Below are 19651 nucleotides of genomic sequence, written 5' to 3' on the forward strand. Positions count from 1 at the left end.
GGGGGGAGGGAGGGGGGAGGAGCGAGGAAGGCGCCGGTCCTGGTCAGGACACCGGTGCCCGCTCCCCCGGATTCGGGTCGTCCAGGGCCGCCCGCATGTAGTGGCAGTCGTCCAGCGAGCGGCGACGAGCCCGGAGGGCCGCGAAGCACAACCCGATCACGGCGACCGTGAAGACCACCGGGAACGTGTAGGAGCCGGTGACCACCCCCAGGACGAGCAAAGCGGCCGTGAGCAGTCCCATGGCGCCGAGCCAGTACGGCAGCCAGCGGGCCGCGCGTTCCGTCTGCCGCAGGTTCGCGGCGACCAGCCGTCGCATGACCGCCCGTTCCTCCGGGTCCTGGGGTACGTCGCGGTGCCGGACCCTGCGGTTCAGCTCGGTGAGCCGCCGCGGATCGGTGCCCTCCGCGCGGCCCGCCCTGCGGTGCTGCACGATCCCGATGACGACCGCGACAGCCGCGTAGAGCGCGCCTTGGACCACCCACCGCAGCGGGGACCCGTCCCTGCGGAACACGGCAGCGATGCCCACTCCCAGCACGAAGAGCAGGACCGCCTGCGCGACCAGACTCCGGTCGAGCAGACGCTTCAGAGCGTGCATGGCGCTTGCCTCCTCGCGATCCGCGTCGGGGCCCGCTGAACGGACGTGTGCCTGCTGCGGATACCCCGTCAAAAGCCCTCCAGCGGGCGGAGGCGGGGCGAGCTTACCTGTCTCCCCTATGGAGGTCAGGCAGCGGGGAGGGGTCCGCCGGGGCGGAAACGCTCCACTCCGACGATGTGCCGCACCTTGAGCGGGCGCACGACCACCGCGACCCGCCGCTCTCCCGGCATGATCCACTCGAAGCGCTCGCTGCCCAGGTACTTGCGGGCCAGCCGGTCCATCCGCTCGTGTGCTTCCTGGCCCTCGATGAACCGGGCCACCTCGCCGCTGATCTGCACGCGGTCGAAGGGGTCGGCGGCGTCCGCGTGCGAGAGATAGACGCGGGGGTCCCGGCGCAGGTTCTCCTCCTTCACCCGCCCCACGGAGGTGTTGAACGTCAGCTCCCCCTCCCCCTCCAGGTCCACCCACATCGGGCTGACCTGTGGTGCTCCGTCGGCGAACACGGTGCCGACGTACCAGATGTGGGGGGCTTGGAGCCGAGCGCGGACGGCTTCGTCGAACGTCGCAGTCATTTCACGAGGCTATCAACCATGATCAGTGGAAAAGTGCTGGGGGCGTGGGGCCATAGAGGGGCGCTGCCACGGTGCTCTCAGCTCTGCCCCAGCACCGTACGGATGACATGGCGGGCGTTGCGCGCCATGGCGGGGCTGGTCCGGCGGTAGTACGGCAGGGCGATCAGCGCCTGGGAGAGTGTTCGTCCCCGGCCCCGGGTCCAGGTCGCGTCGTCCACGCCCAGTGCCTCGCCGAACACCTCTCTCGCACCGGACGGCAGCAGATTCCACGCGGGGAACAGGTCGCAGGCCGGATCGCCCACTCCCAGGCACCCGAAGTCGATGACCGCCGCCAGTCTGCCGTCGGCGTCCACCAGGAGATTGCCCGGCATGAGATCCGCGTGCAGCCACACCGGCGGCCCGGCCCACTCCGGGGCCCGCAGTGCCTCCTCCCATACGGCCTCGGCGGCATCGCAGTCGACGGCCTCGTCCGGAATCCGGCGCAGTTCCCCGATCGCCGCCCGGGTCTCCGCGTCGAGTACGGTGAGCGGTCCGCCGCGGTGGGCCTGCGGGGCGTGGGCCCGCGGGGCGCCCGGCAGGTCGACGCTCCCCATCGCCGCCACGAACGCGGCCAGTTCCCGGGCCAGCGGCACCGGATCGCTCAGGGCCCCCTCCCGGGGGTTCTCCCCCGCCAGCCACCGGTTCACCGACCACGGCCACGGATATCCCTCGGCGGGCTCCCCGTCCCCGAGCACCTCGGGGACGGGCGTGGGGAGGTGGGGCGCCAGCCGGGGCAGCCACGTCCGCTCCTTGGCCACGTCGTCGGCCCCGCTCCGCCCCAGCGGCAGCCGTACGGCCATGTCGTCGCCCAGGCGGTACACGGCGTTGACCGTGCCGCCGGACGGGAACCGCCGCAGCGGCAGGGCCGCCCACTGAGGGAACTGACGGGCGATCAGACGCTGTACGAGGTCGTCGTCGACAGGGTGTGCTGCAAGGGGCATCCGTCCATTCTCCCCGAGGGTTCCCCCGACGCGCCACGGCGGTGGTCGCCGGCCATTCCTCTCGTACGGCTCGTACGGCGGCCACCGCCTCCCCGCTGTCCGTCGTGCTACGCGCCCGACAGCTGCCAGAGCGCGTAGGCAATGGCGTCGCTGTTGTGGTCGAGGGCGGTGGTGTCGATGTTCGACGAGGTGTCGCACGACGCGTGGTAGCAGGCGTCGAACGCCTTGCCCGCGGTGCCGCCCCACTTGCGGGCCTGTGCGCTGGTCTTGGTGTAGTCGGCGCCGCTGAAGAGGCCGCCGACCGGGATGCCCGCGTTCTTGAACGGGGCGTGGTCGGAGCGGCCGTCGCCCTCGGTCTCTCTCTCGGTGGGGATGTTCAGGGTGGCGAAGTAGTCCTTGAACACCTGCTCCAGGGCCGCGTCGTCGTCGTACACGAAGTAGCCGGGGTTGGGCGAGCCGACCATGTCGAAGTTGAGGTACCCGGTGATCCTGGCGCGGTCGGCGGACGCGAGCTTGCTGATGTAGTTCCGCGAGCCGACCATGCCCAGTTCCTCGGCGCCCCACCAGGCGAAGCGCAGGTGCTTGGCGGGCTTGGCCGGTGCCCGGGAGACGGCGAGCGCGTTCTCCAGGAGGGCGGCGGAGCCGGAGCCGTCGTCGTTGATGCCGGGTCCCGCGGTGACGCTGTCCAGGTGGGCGCCCGCCATGACGACCTTGCCGGTGTCGCCGCCGGGCCAGTCGGCGATCAGGTTGTATCCGGTACGGCCGGAGGCGGTGAACTGCTGGACGGTGGTGGTGAATCCGGCCGCGTCCAGCTTGCCCTTCACGTAGCTGAGGGACGCCTGGTAACCGGCGCGGCCGTGCGCGCGGTTGCCGCCGTTGGCGTTGGCTATGGACTGGAACTGCGCGAGGTGCGCCTTGACGTTGGCCACCGAGATGTCCGGCGCGGCGGAGACGGGGGCCGCGCCGGAGGCAGTGGGGGCGCCGGACGCGGTGGTGGCGCCGGTGAGCGCGAGCACCGCGGCGGTGAGCAGGGCTGCGGTACCGGCGGTTCTGCGCCGCCGGGCGGGGGGCAGGGGCCTGTGCGGAGTCATGTGGGGGGCTCCAGGGTCCGGTGGGTCCCGGTTCCCGGGTGGGGACCGGGCGGCCCGATGGTCCTGGCGTGCCGACACCGCGGTCAAGAGCGTTTTCCGGTCACAGGTGCCCGCTATCCGGGCGTTTTTGCCGTGTAGTTGTACGTACTTGAATGAACGGCGGCCATATCCTGGCCGAATTGAATCGTGCCGGAACCGTACGCCGAGGAGGGCTCGGTCAGCGGTCGCGGTGCTTCTACCGCTTGAAGTCCGTCTCCTCCAGGCGGGTCCGCACGGTCCGGCCGCTCTCCCACGAGTTGGCACCGGGAGCCACGTCCGGCATCGGGATGTCCGCGCGGTTCTGCCGCTTGTGCGGGGTCGAGACACCGAGCCGGTGGTCCCGGGAGTGGAGCAGCGCTTCGTCGGCCTGGCCGTCCTCGGTCAGGCCCATCATCAACTGCGGGATGCCGTAGGGGAAGTCGTCGCGGTCGTACTGCCAGGTGTGGAAGGTCTTGCCGTAGGTCGTCACGAGGTCTTCGAAGTAGGCGTGCTCGGCCATGTCGGGGATGCCCGGGGCGGTCAGGATGCCGGACTTCACCTCGTAGTGGTGGCTGTGCCACAGCCGCTTCTCGTCCTCCGGCAGGCCGCGGAAGCGCTCCTCGCTGATGATGTACTCGATCCCGATCAGCCGGGCGTCGGGCGCGTTGCGGTCGAAGATCACGCACTGGTGCAGGTCGTGCCGCAGGTGGATGCAGAAGTGCGACGCCTCGACCTGTCGTCCCATCTCGTCGGCGTACATGTGGAAGCCGTTGAGGTAGGTGGTCATGGCGGCCAGCGGGTACTTCGGCTGCATGGCACCGGCCGCCAGATCGAGCGCGCGGTGCTTGAGGGGATGCCCCTTGCCGACCTTGGCGACGGTCGCCGCCTTGCGGCCGAACATCAGCCCGGCGACGGCCGCGGCACCGGCGGCGACACTGAGACCGATCGTCGTGGCCGATTCCCGGACGGAGCCGCGCACAGGTGACTTTCCGCAGGTAAGCCTCATGCCTGCTGACTACCCCGGAGCCCGGTGCCGAATCGCGGGCGGCGGGCGCCCCCGCGCGGCCGACGCCCTATGGCTTCTTCGGCACCGGAGCGGATCAGCCAGGTGCCGACCGGCCGGGTGGTGAGGTAGCCGACGATCCTGCCGGTCCGCGTCAGGAACCGGTCGGCCACCGCTCCCGCCCTCGGCGCCGACCACTCCTCCCCACGCCGCCCCTTGTGCACACGGCGCCCTATGGTCGGAGCGTGAACCGGAGCACGGGATGGCCGGAGGACGCGTCCGCGAAGGCGGTGCGCGATGACCTGTCGCCCCGGGCGGCGCGGGGGCTGCGGTGGGGGTCGGCCGGGCTGGTGCTCGCGGTCGTCGGGACGTCGGTGGTCGCCGCCGGTGCGGGGGCGGGACCGCGGCTGCCTGTGGCGCTGGTCCTGATCGTGCCGCAGGTCTGCGCGCTGCGGTGGGTGCTGCGCGGCCCGGTCGCCGTGCTGGGCGCGAACGCGTGGGCACCACCGCAAGCGCACCCTGGCGGAGGTGGAGCGCCGGCTCGTGGCGGCGGGTGTGCTCACCGTCGAGGGGTCCCGCGCCCCTCTGGGCAGCCGCCGGGTGCGGGTGGCGGCGCCCGTCGTGCTCGACGCGCTCCGCGGCCGCGTGTCCGCGGCCCTGCGCGGCGGCGGTCCCGCGCACGAGGTCCCGGTCGCCGGCGCCGCGCTGCTCGCGCCGGCCGCGGCGGGCGGCATCCGCTCGGTCGTGTCACGAGGGGACCAGCGGGCCTTCCGGGACCGTGTCGATGCCTGCACCGGTCGGCGCGCGGCCGTCACACCCGGCCTGGAGCCGGCCGTACGCACCCTGCCGATGACCATGATCGCCGCCCAGGGCGGCATGGGCGGCGGAGGCGGCGGCTGACGCGGGCGTGGCCCGGCGACTGACGCGGGCGTGCCCCGGCGGCTGACGGAGGCACGCCCTCCCTCACTTCTTCTTCAGCGCGGACGGCTTGTGCACCGCCGACCTGCCGGACTTCTCGCTGCGGACCTGATACTGCGGCTCGTCCAGTGAGGCGTCCACCGTGCGGCCCGCGGCCTCGGTGCGTTCGGTGATCTTCTTCTCCACCTCGCCCTCGGCCTGGCCGCCGTGGCTCTTCCAGGCCACCTTGTCGCCCTTGCCCAGCTTCTTGCCCCCACCACGGCTCTTCGCCATACCGGCACTCCTTCTCGCGGCCTACGGGACTGTGCTCTTCCAGCGTGCGGGTGCCGGGCCCGCGCCGCAGCTCCGGGGCTTCCCCGCGATCCGCCGGTTTGGGGGGCACCCCTTCGCGGCTACTCATGGCGCATGATCCCCTCTCAGGTCGAAGACGCCTTGCCCGAACTGGTCCCCTTCGTGCGTGCCGTCCAGGCGCGGCGGCCCGATGACGGGACGTGGTGCGAGGCGTGGTCGGTGCGCGACGTGCTGGTCCACCAGACGGGCAACGCCGAGGAGATGGCCCGGGTCCTGCAGGCGTTCCTCGCGGGGTCGCCGGTGGAGACCCGGAGCTTCGAGCGCGAGGCTCCCTACCGGCGGATGTCCGACGCGGAGCTGTGGGCGGCGTTCCTCAGCCGCTGCGAACACCTCACCGAGGTGGCCGCGGCCGCCGCCGGGGACCTGTCGCCGGACACGGAGGTGCGGTGGACCGGCCGGACCGTCACCGTCCCCTTCTTTATCGAACACATGCGCGAGGAACTCATCCTGCACCGCTGGGACCTCACCGGTGACGACCGGACGGCGCTCCGCTCACTCAACGAACCGTGGATGACCGAGCACAGCGTGGTCTCGGTCGGCCGGCCACTGCTGGCGAAGGGCAGCGCCGGCCTGGACCTGGGGGCCGGGGAGCGGGTCGAGGGCCGGCTGCGCACCCCGGGCACGGACGACGTCGTGGTGACCGCCGACGCCGACGGCACCAGCATCCGCCTCGCCGCGCCCGAGGGCCCCGCCACGATCGAGAGCGACGCGGCCGTACGCCTCCTGCTGCTGTGGGGCCGACGCCCCGCCGACCCCTCGCGCTGGCACAGCTCTGCCGGACCGGAGGCCCTGCTCAAGGTGCGGGCTCTTCTGGGCGGCTACTGAGCACCGGCCTGCCCGTCGCCGTCGTCGGACAGGCGGAATCGTCAGAAGAACGAACCGGGAACGAACCGAGGCCGTACAGGCTGCGCCCGCCGACGAGTTCGCGGCCGGTGACCAGGGCCGGTTCGATGCGGAGGAAGACCTCCGCGGGCGAGGAGACCCAGGACCGCGGCCCGTCCTGGACCAGCCGCCGGTGCTGGGCCGGGTCGGCCACCACGGCGGCGGCCCCCGTGACGACGACGCTCCAGCCGGAACGGGCGGCCGCGTCGACCGCGTCGGCCTCGAAGGCGACGACCGCGCCGTCGATCGCGCGGGCCAGCTCGGAGGCGGCCGAGGTACGCAGCAGCACCGCGCCCTCGTCGTCCAGGCCGAAGTTCACCGGGAGCACCGCGGGCAGTGCCTGGCGCGTGTAGACGACCCGGCCCACGGGGGCCGTGGCCAGCAGGCGCAGGCATTCCTGCCGTCCCAGCTCACGGAAGCCGTCGTTGCGATCCATCAGCCAGTCCGTCTTTCTCCTCGTCACCGGGTCTCGCCATCGGGTTTCGTTGTCGGGTTTCGTCATCGGGTTTCGTTGTCGGGTCTCTACGTCAGGTCCCGTCGCCGGGTCCCGGGGTCCCGTCCCGGGGTCCTGTCCCGTGGACGCGTCTTGGGGTCGCGTCCCCGGGTCGGAGACGTCCGGCACGTCCAGGGTGCCGGGTGGGCCCGGGCGGCGCTTGGGCCGGTCGGCCCTCTCGGGTGCGCCGGCCGGTGCGTTCTCCGGGCCCGCGCGGACGGGACCGAACGGCCCTTCCCGCGGGCCGCGCGGGAAGGCTTTGCTCGTGCCATGTCCGAGAACGGGAGCAGGCCGATGGCGCGTCACACCACTCGCACGGTCGGCGGGACGACGGTGGTGACGCCGACCGGCGCGATCGACATGGAGGCGCGGCTCTCCCTCACCGCGCACCTCGACCGGCTCACCGCGGGACCCCGCCCCGACCTCACGCTCGATCTGCGGTCCGTGTCCTTCATCGACTGCGCGGGGCTGGGCCTGCTGTGCCGGGTGCGCAACCGAGTGGCGGCCCGGGACGGCCGGCTGCGACTGATCACGGACAGCGCGTGGTTCCGGCGGATCCTCGGCTGCACCGGCCTGACCGGCGTCTTCCACCTGCTGCCCGCGCCGCCCGAGGCCCCGGCGGCCCGGCCGCTGCCCGCCCCACCGCCCGCGCCGCCGGCCCAGAACGCGTCGGTGCCGTGCGCTCCCCGCGTCGGAGCGTGAGCGCCCGGTCGGCAGGGTCGCGTCCGGCCCGGCAGCGTAGAGAGAGGGACGAGGACGAGCGAGTGAGGTGGCCATGCAGCCCTTGGAACCGCGGCCGCGGGTGGTCGTGGGTGTGGACGGTTCGCCGTCGTCGTACGCCGCGCTGCGCCGGGCGGTCCGGTACGCGGGGATGGCCGGCGGGGTCGTGGAGACGATCCACGCCTGGGACACGCCGTCGGACATCGGCTGGACGGGACCGGCGATCGACCCCGAGTGCGATCTGTCTGGAGCAGGCCCGGGAACGGTTCGCGGGCGAACTGCGCGCCGTCTTCGCGGACGGGCGTCCGGCGGGCCTGCGCGAGCATCTCGTGGAGGGCGACCCGTCCGAGGTGCTGATCCTGATCCGTGCCTCGCAGGGGGGCGGAGATCCTCGGCGTCGGCAGTCGTGGGCGTGGCGGCTTCGCCCGGGCGATGCTGGGCTCGGTCAGCCGGCGCTGCGCGCAGCACGCGGCCTGCCCGGTGGTCGTGGTCCGGCAGGATTACGACCACCGGGCACACCGGCCTGACATGGCCTGACCCTGGTCCTGACCCGTCCGGCCCTTCTCATCCAGAGGTTCCGGTCAGTCGTCCCCGGACGGTCCCCGCACGCCGCCCACCGGGGCGTGCCCCACCGGCGCGTGCCACACCAGCGTGGTGCCCCCGCCCTCCGGGGCGGACAGGTCGAGGCCGCCGCCCAGCTTCCGGGCCCGCTCGGCCAGGTTGGCCAGGCCGCTGCGGCGGCCGTCGGCCGGGATGCCCACGCCGTCGTCGGTGACCGTGAGGCGTACGGTCCCGCCGTCGGTCTCCAGCACGATCCCGGTGTGCCCGGCGTGGGCGTGGCGCGGGCCGGGGCCTGCGGGCCAGGGCCGATCGGCCCCTTTCGAGGGTCCCCCGGACGGCTGCCTGGGCGGGCCGCCGGCCCGTGCCGCCGTTAGCTTCGCCTGTATGTCGCCTATCTGCCGTGCCCGTCGGTGAGCCGTCGATGGGTGTGCTGCGAGACCATCCGGAGCTGGTGCTGTTCCTGTGCCTGGCGCTCGGCCACCTGCTCGGGAAGCTGCGTGCGGGGCCCCTCACGCTGGGCGGGATCTGCGGCACGCTGATCGTGTCGCTGCTGATCGGGGCCTGGACCGGGGTCGAGGTGGCGGACGACGTGAAGACCGTGTTCTTCGCGGTCTTCATCTTCGCCCTCGGGTACCTGGCCGGACCGCAGTTCTTCAACAACCTCAACCGCGGGAGTCTGCGCTTCTTCGTGCTGTGCGGGATCGAGCTGGTCTGCGCCCTGGGGATCGCGTTCGCGGCGGCCCGCCTGTTCGGCCTGGACGTGGGCACCGCCTCGGGCATCCTGGCCGGCGCGGCCACCGAGTCGGCCGTGGTGGGCACCGCCGGCGAGTCCATCGCCGAGCTGGGCGGCCTGAGCCCCGCGCAGATCTCCCAGTACCAGGGTCATGTGGCCACCGCGTACACGGTCTGCTACCTCTTCGGCCTGATCACCGTGGTGATCTACACCAGCCAGATCATGCCGATGCTGCTGCGCATCGACCTGCGGGACGCGTCGCGGGAGTTGTGGCAGCGGATGCGCGGCGACGGCGGGGGCCTGGAGGAAGGGGAGCGCGAGGCGCTGCCCGGGCTGGTGGGGCGGACGTATCTGGTGGACGGCAGCAAGGGGCGTACGGTCGCCGAGGTGCGGCGGCTGATCGGCTCCCTGGCCACCGTGGAGAGCGTCAAACACGGCACCAAGGTGGTCTCCCCGCCGCCGGACGGCCTGGTGCTCGGCTCCTCCGACATCGTCCTGGTCGTCGGACGGCGCGCCGACGTCATCACCGCGGGCCGCTCCATCGGGCCGGAGACCGCGGGCGTCCCCGAGCTGGACGGCCCGCTGGAGACCGCGCAGTTGGTGGTCACCCGCAAGGAGACCGACGGGCACACCCTGGGCGCGCTGCGCCGGACGCACCCGGAGTTCACGGACAACGGGGTCTACGTCACCGACGTCGTCCGGGGCGACCAGGACTTCCCGGCGACCGCCGACACCGTGGTCCGCCGCGGCGACGTCCTCACCGTGACCGGCGCCCGGTCCGGGATCGCCGAGGTCACCGCCAAGATCGGCACGCTCGCGAAGAACAGCGCCACCGACTTCGTCTACCTCGGCCTCGGTATCGCGGCGGGCTCCCTGCTCGGCCAGGCCGTGGTCCGTTTCGGCGCTGTGCCGATGTCGCTGGGGACCGGGGGCGGCTGCCTGGTCTCCGGGCTGCTGTTCGGCTGGTTCCGCTCCCGGCGGCAGACCTTCGGCGCCTTCCCTCCCCAGGCCGCCACCACCCTCAAGGACATGGGCCTGGCCGTGTTCATCGCCTGCACCGGCCTGCAGGCCGGACCGCAGGCGTGGCCGCTGCTCAAGCAGTACGGCCTGCTGCTGCCGGTCGCCGGGATCGTCATGGTGCTGATCCCCGCCACCGTGTCCCTGATCGTCGGCAGCCGGCTGCTCCGCATCGACGCGCCCCTGCTGATCGGCGCGATCGCGGGCCAGCAGTGCTCCACACCGGCGATCACCTCGGTGACACAGGCGGCCGGCAGCACGGTGCCGATGCTCGGCTACACGATCACCTACGCGCTCTCCAACTTCCTGCTGCCGCTGACCGGGCCGGTCCTCGTCGGCCTCCTGGGAGCGTGAGCCGTGACGGACCGCCGACGCCGGCCCCCGCGACCGCGCTGCCCGCGCCGGCAGCCCCCCGCCCCCGCCCGCGAGGAGACCCCCTGATGCCCGAGATCGGCTTCACCCGCGAGCAGGTCGAGGAGTACGCGCGGCTCTCCCCGTTCGAGCTGAAGAACGTCTTCATCGACCTGGCCCGCCAGGCCCAGGCCGACCGGCCCGGCCAGAAGGACAAGTCGTCCGTCCAGCTGCTCAACGCCGGGCGGGGCAACCCCAACTGGGTCGCCACCGGTCCCCGCGAGGCGTTCCACGCCCTCGGTTACTTCGCGCTGGAGGAGTCGAAGCGGGTGTGGACCGCCGACGACCTCGGCGGCATGCCGGAGCGGCGGGGCGCGGGCGGGCGCTTCGAGTCCTTCGTGCGCCGCCATCCCGGGCTGCCCGGCGTGGAACTGCTCACCCGGTGCGTGGACCTGGCCGTCGACCGGTTCGGTTTCGACAAGGACGCCTTCGTGCACGAACTCACCGACAGCGCGGTGGGCGACAACTATCCCGTGCCGGACCGGATCCTCCCGCACACCGAGCACATCGTCCGGGACCACCTCCGCCAGGAGCTGTTCGGCGGCGCGGCGCCCGAGGACGGGCTGAGCCTGTTCGCCACCGAGGGCGGGACGGCGGCGATGTGCTACGTCTTCGACTCGCTGCTGAAGAACGCGATCCTGAACAAGGGCGACCGGATCGCCCTGATGGTCCCGGTCTTCACCCCGTACATCGAGATCCCCGCCCTCGACACCTACGCCTTCGACGTCGTCACCGTCGAGGCGCGCCTGTGCGCGGAGACGGGGGTGCGCGAGTGGCGCTATCCGCCGGAGGAGATGGCCAAGCTCGCGGACCCGTCCGTCAAGCTGGTCTGCCTCGTCAACCCGTCCAATCCGCCCTCGCTGGCGCTGGGCGCGGACGTCACCGAGCAGATCAAGGGCATCGTCGCGCAGGACAACCCGGAGCTGCTGATCGTCACCGACGACGTGTACGGCACCTTCGTCGAGGACTTCCGCTCGCTCGCGGCGGAGCTGCCGCGCAACACCCTGCTCGTCTACTCGTACTCCAAGCACTACGGCTGCACCGGCTGGCGCCTGGGCGTCATCGGCCTGCACGACGACAATGTCGTCGACGACCAGCTGGCGCGGCTGCCCGAGGCGCAGAAGCAGCGGCTGCGCGAGCGCTACGGCTCGCTCAGCCTGGAGCCCGACCGGATGCGGTTCATCGACCGCCTGGTGGCCGACTCACGGCAGGTCGCCCTGAACCACACCGCCGGTCTGTCCCTGCCGCAGCAGGTGATGATGAGCCTGCTCTCCCTCTTCGGCCTGCTCGACGAGGGCCAGGCGTACAAGCGGCGCGTCCGCGCGATCGTCCGGCGGCGGCTGGCCCTGCTGCTCGAAGGCGCCCGGATGAAGATCGCCCACGATCCGGGGCGCGCCGCCTACTACGTCGAACTCGACCTGCTCGCCGAGGCCGCCCGCCGGCACGGGGACGGCTTCGCCGCGTTCCTGCGCGACACCTACGAGCCGATCGACCCGCTGTTCCGCCTCGCCCGGCAGACCGGTGTCGTGCTGCTGAACGGCGGCGGTTTCGACGGCCCGGAATGGTCGGTGCGGGTCTCCCTGGCCAATCTCGACGACCTCGACTATCTCAGGATCGGCCACCAGCTGCGGACCGTCTTCCAGGAGTACGAGAACGAGTGGCGCGCCGCGACGGACGCTCCGCCGGCCTGAGTGCCCGGGCCCGGCCCTGGTCCGGGCCCGGGTGCCGTGTCAGGTTCCGAGCAGGGCGCGCAGGCCGGGCTGGAGGGCGTCGCCGTGGGCGCGGACCATGTCGTCGCACAGCTGCCAGATCCGCTCGACGGGCAGGGCGGCGGCGGTCGCCGGGTCGACCATCGCGGCCTGCCTGATCTTGCGCGGGTCGTCCTCGATCGCGGCCCGCACCACGAGGTCGTTGGCGCTCAGGTAGGTGCGGTTGAGCGCGGCAAGCTGCGGCGGCAGGGCGCCGATCCGGGTCGGCTGGACGCCGGCGGAGTCGACCAGGCAGGGCACCTCCACGACACCGTGCGCGGGGAGATTGTCGATCAGGCCGCGGTTGGGGACGTTGCCGTAGACGGTGCGCGGGGTGCCGGTGACGAGGCTGTGGATGATCTGGGGGGCGTACTCCATGGTGCCCTCGACGGTGAGGGGCGCCCCGCAGGACAGGGCCTCGCGGGTCCGCTCGTAGACCGCCGTGTTCTCCTCGACGATGCCGAGGTAGGCGCCCACCGGCAGGCGCAGCCGGTCGATCTCGCTGTCGTGGTGCAGGTACCAGGGCACGTACTCGGCGGAGTGCTCGCTGGTCTCGGTCGGGTAGTGGCCCAGGCGCCGGTACATGTCGACCCGGACGCGGCGGCGCAGCTGCTCGTCCCCGGCGATCAGTTCGTCCAGGCGCCGGTACAGGTCGGTGCCCCGGTGCTCGAAGCGCAGCACCCATGCCTGGTGGTTGACGCCGGCGGACAGGTAGGTGACCTCCTCGTAGGGCACGCCCACCAGTTCGCACAGGCCCTGCATCGTCCAGTACACCGAGTGGCACAGGCCCACGACCTTCGTCAGGCCGGTGGCCTCGGTCAGGTACTGGACGTTCATCGCCATGGGGTTGGTGTAGTTGAGCAGCCAGGCGTCGGGGCAGACCTCGGCGATGTCCCGGCCGAGTTCCTTCAGGAAGGGGAAGGTGCGCAGGGCGCGGAAGACGCCGCCGATGCCGAGGGTGTCACCGATGGTCTGGCGCACTCCGTGGCGGGCGGGGACGTCGAAGTCGGTGCGGGTGGCCTCGTTCATGCCGATCTGCACGATGTTGATGACGAAGTCGGCGCCGGCCAGGGCCTCGCGTCGGTCCGCGTGCGCGGTGATACGGGGCTGGGCGCGGCGCTCGTCGGCGATGTAGCGGGCGGCGGCCTCGGCGGTGGCCAGCCGTTCGGGGTCGATGTCGTGCAGCGCGATGTGCGCGGACCTCAGCTCGTCGAAGGCGAAGAGGTCGGCCAGCAGGCCCTGGGTGAAGACGACACTGCCGGCTCCGACGAAGACGACCTTGGGGCTGGTGGGGCGCGGGGTGCTCATGCGGGGTTCTTTCCGTCGCGGGTGACATGGTCGCGGGTGACATGGGAGAGCGCCTCGTCCCAGGTGGGCTGGGCGGGGGTGCCGCCCGCGGCGCGGGTGGACAGCGCGCCGCAGGCGGCGGCGAGTTCGAGGGCCCGCGGCAGGGGCAGTCCGGCGAGGACGCCGGCGACGAAGCCCGCGTCGAAGCTGTCGCCGGCGCCCACCGCGTCGACCGGGACGACCCGCGGGCCGCGGGTGCTGGCCAGGGTGCGGCCGTCGTGGCACAGGGCCCCGTCGGCGCCGTTCTTGACGACGGTCACCGGGCCCCGGGCGGCGAGGATCTCGGCCGCCGCGGCGGGCTCGGTGCGCGGTCCGAGACCGGCCAGCCGCCGGGCCTCCTGCGCGTTGGGCAGCAGGTAGTCGGTGTGGGCGAGGACGGCGTCCAGGCCGGCGGGGTCCCAGCGGCCGGAGGGGTCGTCGTTGGTGTCCAGGGAGGTGGTCGCCCCGTGGGCGCGGGCGGTGCGCAGCAGGTCGGGGAGGCCGGCGGCGAGTTCGGGCATCAGGAAGTAGGAGGCGGCGTGGAGGTGGCGGGTGTCGGCGAGCAGGCTCGGCGGTACGTCGGCGGCGGTGGTGGCGGCCAGGGTGCCGGGCGAGGTGACGATGGCGCGGTCCTCGCCCTGGGTGAGCACCACGGTGAGCGGGGTCGGCAGGTGCGGGTCCGTGCACAGGGCCCGGGTGTCGACGCCGTGCGCGGCGAGCCGGTCGCGCAGGTAGCGGCCGGCCTCGTCGTCACCGACCCGGCCGGCGAACGCGACGCGCAGGCCGAGGCGGGCGGCGCCGCAGGCCATGATGGCGGCGGAGCCGCCGATGGTGAACGCGCCGTGGGGCACGAGTTGTTCGCGCTGGCCGAAGGCGAGCGGGGTGTCGAGGGGGCCGACGATGACATCGGGGTTGGCGTCCCCGACGACGAGCAGGTCGAAGGCGTGCGGCATACGGTCTTCCCGTGGGTGGAGGAGGCGAGCGGAGCGGTCAGCCCTTGAGGCCGCTCGACGTGATGGACTGGATGAAGGCCCGCTGGGCGCCGAGGAAGGCGAGCAGCACGGGCAGGACGGTGATCACGTTCCCGGCCATCACGGCGGCCCACTGGGTGTGGTGCTGGCCCTGGAAGGTGGTCAGGCCCAGTTGCAGGGTGTACTGGGTGTCGTGGTTGATGGCGATCAGCGGCCAGGTGAGGTCGTTCCACGTGGACAGGAAGGTGAGCACGGCGACGGTGCTCAGCGCGGGCCGGGACAGCGGCAGCACGATCTGCCACAGCACCCGCAGCCGCGAGCAGCCGTCGATCCAGGCGGCCTCCTCCAGTTCGCGGGGCAGCGAGACGAAGAACTGCCGGAGCAGGAAGACCGCGAACGGGGTGACCAGGGACGGCACGATCAGCGCGCCGAGCGTGTCGATGAGGCCGAGCCACTTCATCACCAGGAACGTCGGGATCATGGTGAGCTGGAAGGGGATCGCCATGGTGGCCATCATCAGCGCGAGCAGCAGCCGGGAGCCGGCGAACCGCATCCGGGCGAAGGCGTAGCCGCCCAGGGTGCCGAAGACGAGGTTGGCGGTGACGGTCACGGCCGAGACGATCAGGGAGTTGGCGAACCAGCGCGGGAACATCGCGTTGCCCAGCACATAGCGGTAGCCGCCGAGGTGGATGCCGGAGGGCCACAGCGCCGGCGGGAACCGGTTGATCTCCTCGTTGCGCATCACCGAGCTGAGCAGCAGCCAGATCAGGGGCACGGCGAAGGCGAGGGCGAGCGGGGCGAGCAGCAGGTGCCAGGGGCTGAACGGCAGCCGCCGGCGGCGCCGGGGCGGGGGCGCGGCGGGTGCGGTGGTGGCGTGGGCGGTGGCGGGTGGTGCCGAGGTCGCCGTCATGCGGTGGCTCCTTGGGTGCGGTGGCGCTCGCGCCGGCGGACGACGCGCAGGACGACGGCGATCAGGCCGAGGGCCACGGCCAGGGCGTACGCGGCGGCGGCCCCGTATCCGGCGGTGGCGTTCTTGAACGCCTGCTCCCAGATGAAGTAGACGATCACGCTGGTGGAGCCGAGCGGGCCGCCCTTGGTGGTGACGTAGACGAGGTCGAAGACCTGGAGGGCGTTGATGGTCTGCCACAGCACGAGGAAGACGGTGACCGGGGTGAGGGTGGGCAGGGTGACGTGGCGCAGCAGGTGCCAGCGGCCGGCGCCGTCGAGCCGGGCCGCCTCCACCAGGGTCTGCGGTACGTCCTGGAGGGCGGCGAGGTAGACCACCAGGCAGAAGCCCGTGCCGCTCCACAGGGTGATGGCGACCAGGACGAACAGTGCTTGGGAGGGGTCGGTCAGGAAGCCCTGCGGGGACAGGCCGAGGTGGTGCAGGACCGCGTTGGCGGCGCCGAACTCGGGGTCCAGGATGAAGGAGAACAGCACGCCCTGGGCGGTCGCGGAGACCACGAACGGCACGAAGAACAGGGTGCGGTACAGGCCGACGAAGCGGATGCGGCGGTTGAGGGCCATGGCGAGCAGCAGGCCGCCCGCCAGGCTGAGCGGCACGTACAGCACGGTGAACAGGAGGGTGTTGCCGATGGCCTGGCGGAAGTGCGGGTCCTGGGCGAGAGCGCGGTAGTTGTCCAGGCCCACCCAGCGGCTGGGGGTGACCAGGTCGTCGGCCTGGAAGGACAGCAGCAGCGACCAGATGACGGGCACCACGCTCAGCCCGAGGATGATCAGCACGGCGGGCGAGACGAACGCCCAGGCGGTGGCCGCTTCGCCGCGCTGTTTGCGGCGCAGGGCGCGGCGGTGCGGGGGCGCGGCCGCGACGGTGAGCGGGGTGGGCAGACGCGACATCGGGCGGCTCCTCAACGGGGGATGCGCAGGGCGGCGTTGGCGTCGGAGGCGCAGTCGCGCAGTGCCTGCGCCGGGGTGCGGCGTCCCAGCAGCACTCCGACCACGGCCTGCCCGAGCGCCTGCGAGACCTGCGGGTAGGCGGCGTGCACGGGGCGTACCCGGGCCGTCTCCAGGGCCTTGGTGAACACCGCCAGGCCCTCGGTGGCGCTGCTCTGGTGCTGCCAGGCGGGCAGCGCCTGGGCGCGGCGGCTGAGCGGGAGGCTGCCGGCCGCCGCGTCCCAGCGGACGTCCTGCTGCGGCTGCATCAGCCAGCTGACGAAGGTGCGGGCGGCCCGCACCCGTGCGGTGCCGTTGTCGAACACGGTCCAGGTGTCGGGGCCCGAGACGGAGACGGGCCGTCCGGAGAAGCTGGGCAGCGGGACGACGTGGTAGTCGACCTTCGCCTGCCGGATGTCGGGCAGCTGCCAGGGTCCGGTGAGCGTCATGCCCATCCGGCCGGACAGGAAGACCTGGTACATCTGCTCGGTGCCGGGCTTGGGGTCGACGTAGACGCTTCTGTCGTGGGCGAGGCCCGCGACCACCTCCAGGGCGCGCGCCCCGCTGTCGGCGAAGCCAATCCGCTTGCCGTCGGCGGCGATGACGTCGCCGCCGAGGTCCCAGATCATCGGCCACAGCCGCCAGACGGTGTCCTCGTCGCCGACGCCGGGCCAGCCGGTCCCGAACCGGCCGCGCCGGGTGTCGGTGAGGGCGCGGGCGGTGGCGCGGAAGTCGTCCCAGCTCCAGCCGGCCTTCGGCAGCGGCAGGCCGGCCTCGCGGAACAGTTTCCGGTTGCAGACGACGGCGAGCGAGTCCAGCAGCGCGGGGGCGGCGCGGACCTTGCCGTTGACGGTGACGGCGGCGCGGGCCGGGGCCCAGTAGTCGCTCCACGGGGTGGGTCCGGAGCGGACCAGGTCGGTGAGGTCGGCGATCTGGGGGCTGCGGGCGACGCTCGCCAGGTCCGAGCCGAAGACGTAGGCGATGTCGGGGTAGGTGCCGGCGGCCAGCGCGGCGGTCACCTTCTGCAGCATCGCGTCGGCCAGCACTCCGCCGCCGAGCTTGACCCGGATGCCGGGGTGGCCGCGTTCGAAGACGGCCACGAGGTCGGTCAGGGCCTTCTTGCCGATGTCGGTCTGGCCGTGCCAGATCTCGATGGTGACCGTGCCGTCGGCGGCGACGCCGTCCTGGGCGCCGCCGCAGCCGGACAGGGCCGCCCCGGTGGCCGCCACCGTCGCGAGACCTCCGCCGAGGCGCAGCAGGCCGCGGCGTGAGAGGCGTGGGACCGCATCCATGGGTACCTCCAGCGGAAGGGGGGGGCGAAAGGGCGAGGGGAACGCGCAAGGGGAAGGGGAGGTGGTGCCGTGCGGCCGGCGGGCCGGGGCGGCGCACCGGCCGCACGGTGGGGCCGGTCTCAGCAGGTCTTGCGGACGTATCCGCTGCTGCCGGCCGGGGCGACGTCGACGTCACGCCGGACGATGCTGAGTTCGTCGCCGAAGGCGGAGCAGGCCTTCTTCATGCCTTCGGCGGAGTACTCGATGACGATGACCGCGTCGCCGAAGGCGGCGGTGTACTGGTCGCACTCGTCGTAGCGCCCGCACTCCTCGGTGATGGCGAAGTCGAGGCCGTTGGCGCGGCGGGCGGGGGCCAGGTCGACGGTGTTCTTCTGGGCGATCGCCAGGCCGTCGTTGTGCGCCCGCGCGGACAGCAGCTTGATGAACTCCTGCGCCTGGGTGGCGTTGATGAGCTTGCCGGACCGGGTGTAGCTGTCGTAGTTGTCCGGTTCGACGGCCTGGAAGCCCTTGGTCGCGCACTGGTCGATCCAGCCGCCCACCTTGTCGGCGATACGGCGGCGCTTGGCGTCGGTGCGGACGTCGAGCATCGCCTCGCCCCACTGCTTGTCGTAGACGACCTTGCCGGCCGAGTCCCGCAGCAGGAGGTCGGCGTCCCACTCGCCGGTGGCGGAGGGCTGCGCCTGGAAGGCGTTGATGTAGCAGATGTTGTACAGGCCGGGCGCGGGAGACGCCTCGTGGTCGCGGCTGACGACCTTCACGCCGGCCGGCGGCGTGTAGGCGCCGCCGATCTGGTAGTCGAAGCCGGCGTGGGCGGGGGGCGGCGAGACCGGTTTCGCCGCCGCGGACGCGGTGGCGGGAGCCGACAGGGTGAGGGCCAGGGCGGCGGTGCACAGAACGGCCGCGCCCAGGTGTCTCCGGGCGGGCGCACGCAGGTGACTCATGACGGGTCCAGACGGTGGTGGGCACGTCCCCGCCTCGGACGCCTCCGGCGATCCTGGCGACTCAGTCCGGGCTTCTGGCGCAGCGGCCAGCTACCGGCTGGGCGTACCTCTTCCGCCGAATACGTGGCTTCGGCGTTGACCGGAGTCAATCGGCCACAACCAGCCATGTCAAGGGTTCGAGCACCACAGGTGCTCGATTCTGCGCACGAAACCCGGTAAACAAGCAGAATCGAGCAGCGAATTGGCTGCCGAGCGGGCTCGTACGCGGGCTGGTGGGCTAGGGTCGGCCCCGGCGGCGGTGCCCGGCGGCCGTCAGGACCCGGGGGGGGCGGAACGGATGGCACATGACGCCCGCCGGCGGGCGCTGCTCGAACTGCTCGCCCGGGAAGGGCGCCTGGACGTCGAGGAGGCGGCCGCGGTCATGGGGGTCTCGGCCGCGACCATCCGCCGCGACTTCGACCGGCTCGCCGCCCAGCAGCTGCTGGTCCGCACCCGGGGCGGCGCGTTGGCCAGCGGGGTCTCCCACGAACTGCCGCTGCGCTCGCCGGCCACCGCGGGGCGGACGCCGCACAAGCGGCGCATCGCGCGGGCGGTGGCCGCTCTGGTCGCACCCGGCGAGGTGGTGGGCCTGACCGGCGGCACCACGACCACCGAGGTGGCCCGCGCGCTCGTCCTCTCCCCCGCACTGGCCGGCGGCACACCGGTGACGACCCTCGTCACCAACGCCCTCAACATCGCCACCGAACTCGCCGTACGCCCCCAGTTCAAGATCGTGCTGGCGGGAGGGGTCGCCCGCCCCCGCTCGTACGAGCTGACGGGACCGCTGGCCGGCAGCGTGCTGGGCCAGATCGCCCTGGACGTGGCGGTCCTCGGCGTCGGCGCCTTCGACACCGAGCACGGCGCCACCACCCACGACGAGGAGGAGGCCGGCATCAACCGTCTGCTGTGCGAACGCGCCGACCGGGTCGTGGTGGCCGCCGACTCCACCAAGCTGGGCACCCGCGCCTTCGCCCGCATCTGCCCGACGGCCCAGGTGAACACCCTGGTCACCGACACAGCGGTCCCGTCGGCGACGGCCGCACGGTTCCGGGAGGCCGGGGTGGAGGTCCTGGCGGTCTGACACGTGTCCGAGGGG

Annotated in this window: 18 protein-coding genes and 3 pseudogenes; 7 read left to right on the forward strand and 14 right to left on the reverse strand. The window is 72.7% G+C overall.

All coding sequences use genetic code 11. From position 1 onward, the window contains the following. Nucleotides 1-43: 43 nt before the first annotated feature. The 5 genes from ABZ858_RS14370 to ABZ858_RS14390 all read right to left on the reverse strand — a co-directional run bounded on the left by ABZ858_RS14370 (nt 44) and on the right by ABZ858_RS14390 (nt 4235). The gene (locus ABZ858_RS14370; RefSeq protein ID WP_361376644.1) at nt 44-595 is read right to left on the reverse strand and encodes a hypothetical protein; all 552 of its coding nucleotides are present in this window, start codon (nt 593-595) and stop codon (nt 44-46) included. Between the two features lie 125 nt (nt 596-720). Next, nucleotides 721-1167 (reverse strand): TIGR03618 family F420-dependent PPOX class oxidoreductase, encoded by a 447-nt coding sequence (locus ABZ858_RS14375; RefSeq protein WP_361376647.1) that lies wholly within the window; start codon nt 1165-1167, stop codon nt 721-723. A 77-nt stretch (nt 1168-1244) separates the two neighbouring features. Continuing rightward, a complete protein-coding gene (locus ABZ858_RS14380; RefSeq protein ID WP_361376650.1) occupies nt 1245-2147 on the reverse strand; it encodes an aminoglycoside phosphotransferase family protein in 903 nt (300 codons plus the stop codon). A gap of 107 nt (nt 2148-2254) precedes the next feature. Next, nucleotides 2255-3238 carry a M28 family metallopeptidase gene (locus ABZ858_RS14385; RefSeq protein WP_361376653.1) on the reverse strand — a complete coding sequence of 328 codons (984 nt, stop codon included), beginning with the start codon at nt 3236-3238 and terminating at the stop codon, nt 2255-2257. 235 nt (nt 3239-3473) lie between these two features. Next, entirely contained in the window at nt 3474-4235 is a 762-nt protein-coding gene (locus ABZ858_RS14390; RefSeq protein ID WP_361376656.1) for an OBAP family protein, read from the reverse strand. Between the two features lie 540 nt (nt 4236-4775). Here ABZ858_RS14390 and ABZ858_RS14395 point away from each other — a divergent pair. After that, nucleotides 4776-5159: pseudogene (locus tag ABZ858_RS14395) on the forward strand (GPP34 family phosphoprotein); the annotation flags it as partial. A 63-nt stretch (nt 5160-5222) separates the two neighbouring features. On the opposite strand, the gene ABZ858_RS14400 reads toward ABZ858_RS14395, so the two are convergent. Next, nucleotides 5223-5450 (reverse strand): DUF2945 domain-containing protein, encoded by a 228-nt coding sequence (locus ABZ858_RS14400; RefSeq protein WP_361376659.1) that lies wholly within the window; start codon nt 5448-5450, stop codon nt 5223-5225. 132 nt (nt 5451-5582) lie between these two features. Here ABZ858_RS14400 and ABZ858_RS14405 point away from each other — a divergent pair, with 132 nt between their 5' ends. Further along, nucleotides 5583-6353: a maleylpyruvate isomerase N-terminal domain-containing protein gene (locus ABZ858_RS14405; protein WP_361376662.1), complete on the forward strand. Its 771-nt coding sequence runs from the start codon at nt 5583-5585 to the stop codon at nt 6351-6353. Here ABZ858_RS14405 and ABZ858_RS14410 read toward each other — a convergent pair. Further along, nucleotides 6322-6846 carry a pyridoxamine 5'-phosphate oxidase family protein gene (locus ABZ858_RS14410; protein ID WP_361376665.1) on the reverse strand — a complete coding sequence of 175 codons (525 nt, stop codon included), beginning with the start codon at nt 6844-6846 and terminating at the stop codon, nt 6322-6324. The two genes, ABZ858_RS14405 and ABZ858_RS14410, sit on opposite strands and share 32 nt — an antisense overlap. A 327-nt stretch (nt 6847-7173) precedes the next feature. On the opposite strand from ABZ858_RS14410, the gene ABZ858_RS14415 reads away from it, so the two are divergent. Together ABZ858_RS14415 and ABZ858_RS14420 are read left to right on the forward strand one after the other, a co-directional pair. Next, nucleotides 7174-7605: an STAS domain-containing protein gene (locus ABZ858_RS14415; RefSeq protein ID WP_361376668.1), complete on the forward strand. Its 432-nt coding sequence runs from the start codon at nt 7174-7176 to the stop codon at nt 7603-7605. Nucleotides 7606-7678: 73 nt separating this feature from the next. Further along, nucleotides 7679-8160 (forward strand): annotated as a pseudogene (locus ABZ858_RS14420) (universal stress protein). 44 nt (nt 8161-8204) lie between these two features. On the opposite strand, the pseudogene ABZ858_RS14425 reads toward ABZ858_RS14420, so the two are convergent. Next, nucleotides 8205-8465: pseudogene (locus ABZ858_RS14425) on the reverse strand (ATP-binding protein); the annotation flags it as partial. A 140-nt stretch (nt 8466-8605) separates the two neighbouring features. Here ABZ858_RS14425 and aspT point away from each other — a divergent pair. Then, nucleotides 8606-10288, forward strand: coding sequence for an aspartate-alanine antiporter (aspT, locus tag ABZ858_RS14430; protein ID WP_361376671.1), 1683 nt, complete (start codon nt 8606-8608; stop codon nt 10286-10288). A gap of 86 nt (nt 10289-10374) precedes the next feature. Beyond that, on the forward strand, nt 10375-12036 hold the full coding sequence (locus tag ABZ858_RS14435) for a bifunctional aspartate transaminase/aspartate 4-decarboxylase (protein ID WP_361376674.1): 1662 nt from the start codon (nt 10375-10377) through the stop codon (nt 12034-12036). A 39-nt stretch (nt 12037-12075) separates the two neighbouring features. Here the strand turns inward: ABZ858_RS14435 and ABZ858_RS14440 are convergent, their stop codons facing one another. The 6 genes from ABZ858_RS14440 to ABZ858_RS14465 all read right to left on the reverse strand — a co-directional run bounded on the left by ABZ858_RS14440 (nt 12076) and on the right by ABZ858_RS14465 (nt 18516). Next, nucleotides 12076-13401, reverse strand: a complete 1326-nt coding sequence (locus tag ABZ858_RS14440) for an alpha-glucosidase/alpha-galactosidase (protein ID WP_361376677.1) — start codon at nt 13399-13401, stop codon at nt 12076-12078. Next, on the reverse strand, nt 13398-14372 hold the full coding sequence (locus tag ABZ858_RS14445) for a carbohydrate kinase family protein (RefSeq protein ID WP_361376680.1): 975 nt from the start codon (nt 14370-14372) through the stop codon (nt 13398-13400). Before ABZ858_RS14445 ends, ABZ858_RS14440 begins: the two co-directional genes overlap by 4 nt. 37 nt (nt 14373-14409) lie before the next feature. Next, a complete protein-coding gene (locus tag ABZ858_RS14450; protein WP_361376683.1) occupies nt 14410-15300 on the reverse strand; it encodes a carbohydrate ABC transporter permease in 891 nt (296 codons plus the stop codon). Then, nucleotides 15297-16247, reverse strand: coding sequence for a sugar ABC transporter permease (locus ABZ858_RS14455; RefSeq protein ID WP_361376686.1), 951 nt, complete (start codon nt 16245-16247; stop codon nt 15297-15299). Before ABZ858_RS14455 ends, ABZ858_RS14450 begins: the two co-directional genes overlap by 4 nt. An 11-nt stretch (nt 16248-16258) precedes the next feature. Continuing rightward, a complete protein-coding gene (locus ABZ858_RS14460; RefSeq protein ID WP_361376689.1) occupies nt 16259-17575 on the reverse strand; it encodes an ABC transporter substrate-binding protein in 1317 nt (438 codons plus the stop codon). A 119-nt stretch (nt 17576-17694) separates the two neighbouring features. After that, nucleotides 17695-18516: an endo alpha-1,4 polygalactosaminidase gene (locus ABZ858_RS14465; protein WP_361376692.1), complete on the reverse strand. Its 822-nt coding sequence runs from the start codon at nt 18514-18516 to the stop codon at nt 17695-17697. A gap of 337 nt (nt 18517-18853) precedes the next feature. Here ABZ858_RS14465 and ABZ858_RS14470 point away from each other — a divergent pair, with 337 nt between their 5' ends. After that, nucleotides 18854-19636 carry a DeoR/GlpR family DNA-binding transcription regulator gene (locus ABZ858_RS14470; protein ID WP_361376695.1) on the forward strand — a complete coding sequence of 261 codons (783 nt, stop codon included), beginning with the start codon at nt 18854-18856 and terminating at the stop codon, nt 19634-19636. Nucleotides 19637-19651: the final 15 nt, after the last annotated feature.

It is taken from the genome of Streptomyces sp. NPDC047017 (assembly GCF_040644175.1).
Lineage (GTDB): Bacteria > Actinomycetota > Actinomycetes > Streptomycetales > Streptomycetaceae > Streptomyces.

Bases quoted from the DNA above. Each gene is read 5' to 3' on its own strand.
- ABZ858_RS14415 (WP_361376668.1), top strand. From the start codon at position 7,174: ATGTCCGAGAACGGGAGCAGGCCGATGGCGCGTCACACCACTCGCACG.
- ABZ858_RS14435 (WP_361376674.1), top strand. From the start codon at position 10,375: ATGCCCGAGATCGGCTTCACCCGCGAGCAGGTCGAGGAGTACGCGCGG.
- ABZ858_RS14385 (WP_361376653.1), bottom strand. From the start codon at position 3,238: ATGACTCCGCACAGGCCCCTGCCCCCCGCCCGGCGGCGCAGAACCGCC.
- ABZ858_RS14400 (WP_361376659.1), bottom strand. From the start codon at position 5,450: ATGGCGAAGAGCCGTGGTGGGGGCAAGAAGCTGGGCAAGGGCGACAAG.
- ABZ858_RS14405 (WP_361376662.1), top strand. From the start codon at position 5,583: ATGATCCCCTCTCAGGTCGAAGACGCCTTGCCCGAACTGGTCCCCTTC.
- aspT (WP_361376671.1), top strand. From the start codon at position 8,606: ATGGGTGTGCTGCGAGACCATCCGGAGCTGGTGCTGTTCCTGTGCCTG.
- ABZ858_RS14380 (WP_361376650.1), bottom strand. From the start codon at position 2,147: ATGCCCCTTGCAGCACACCCTGTCGACGACGACCTCGTACAGCGTCTG.
- ABZ858_RS14460 (WP_361376689.1), bottom strand. From the start codon at position 17,575: ATGGATGCGGTCCCACGCCTCTCACGCCGCGGCCTGCTGCGCCTCGGC.
- ABZ858_RS14470 (WP_361376695.1), top strand. From the start codon at position 18,854: ATGGCACATGACGCCCGCCGGCGGGCGCTGCTCGAACTGCTCGCCCGG.
- ABZ858_RS14465 (WP_361376692.1), bottom strand. From the start codon at position 18,516: ATGAGTCACCTGCGTGCGCCCGCCCGGAGACACCTGGGCGCGGCCGTT.
- ABZ858_RS14440 (WP_361376677.1), bottom strand. From the start codon at position 13,401: ATGAGCACCCCGCGCCCCACCAGCCCCAAGGTCGTCTTCGTCGGAGCC.
- ABZ858_RS14455 (WP_361376686.1), bottom strand. From the start codon at position 16,247: ATGTCGCGTCTGCCCACCCCGCTCACCGTCGCGGCCGCGCCCCCGCAC.
- ABZ858_RS14410 (WP_361376665.1), bottom strand. From the start codon at position 6,846: ATGGATCGCAACGACGGCTTCCGTGAGCTGGGACGGCAGGAATGCCTG.
- ABZ858_RS14375 (WP_361376647.1), bottom strand. From the start codon at position 1,167: ATGACTGCGACGTTCGACGAAGCCGTCCGCGCTCGGCTCCAAGCCCCC.
- ABZ858_RS14370 (WP_361376644.1), bottom strand. From the start codon at position 595: ATGCACGCTCTGAAGCGTCTGCTCGACCGGAGTCTGGTCGCGCAGGCG.
- ABZ858_RS14450 (WP_361376683.1), bottom strand. From the start codon at position 15,300: ATGACGGCGACCTCGGCACCACCCGCCACCGCCCACGCCACCACCGCA.
- ABZ858_RS14445 (WP_361376680.1), bottom strand. From the start codon at position 14,372: ATGCCGCACGCCTTCGACCTGCTCGTCGTCGGGGACGCCAACCCCGAT.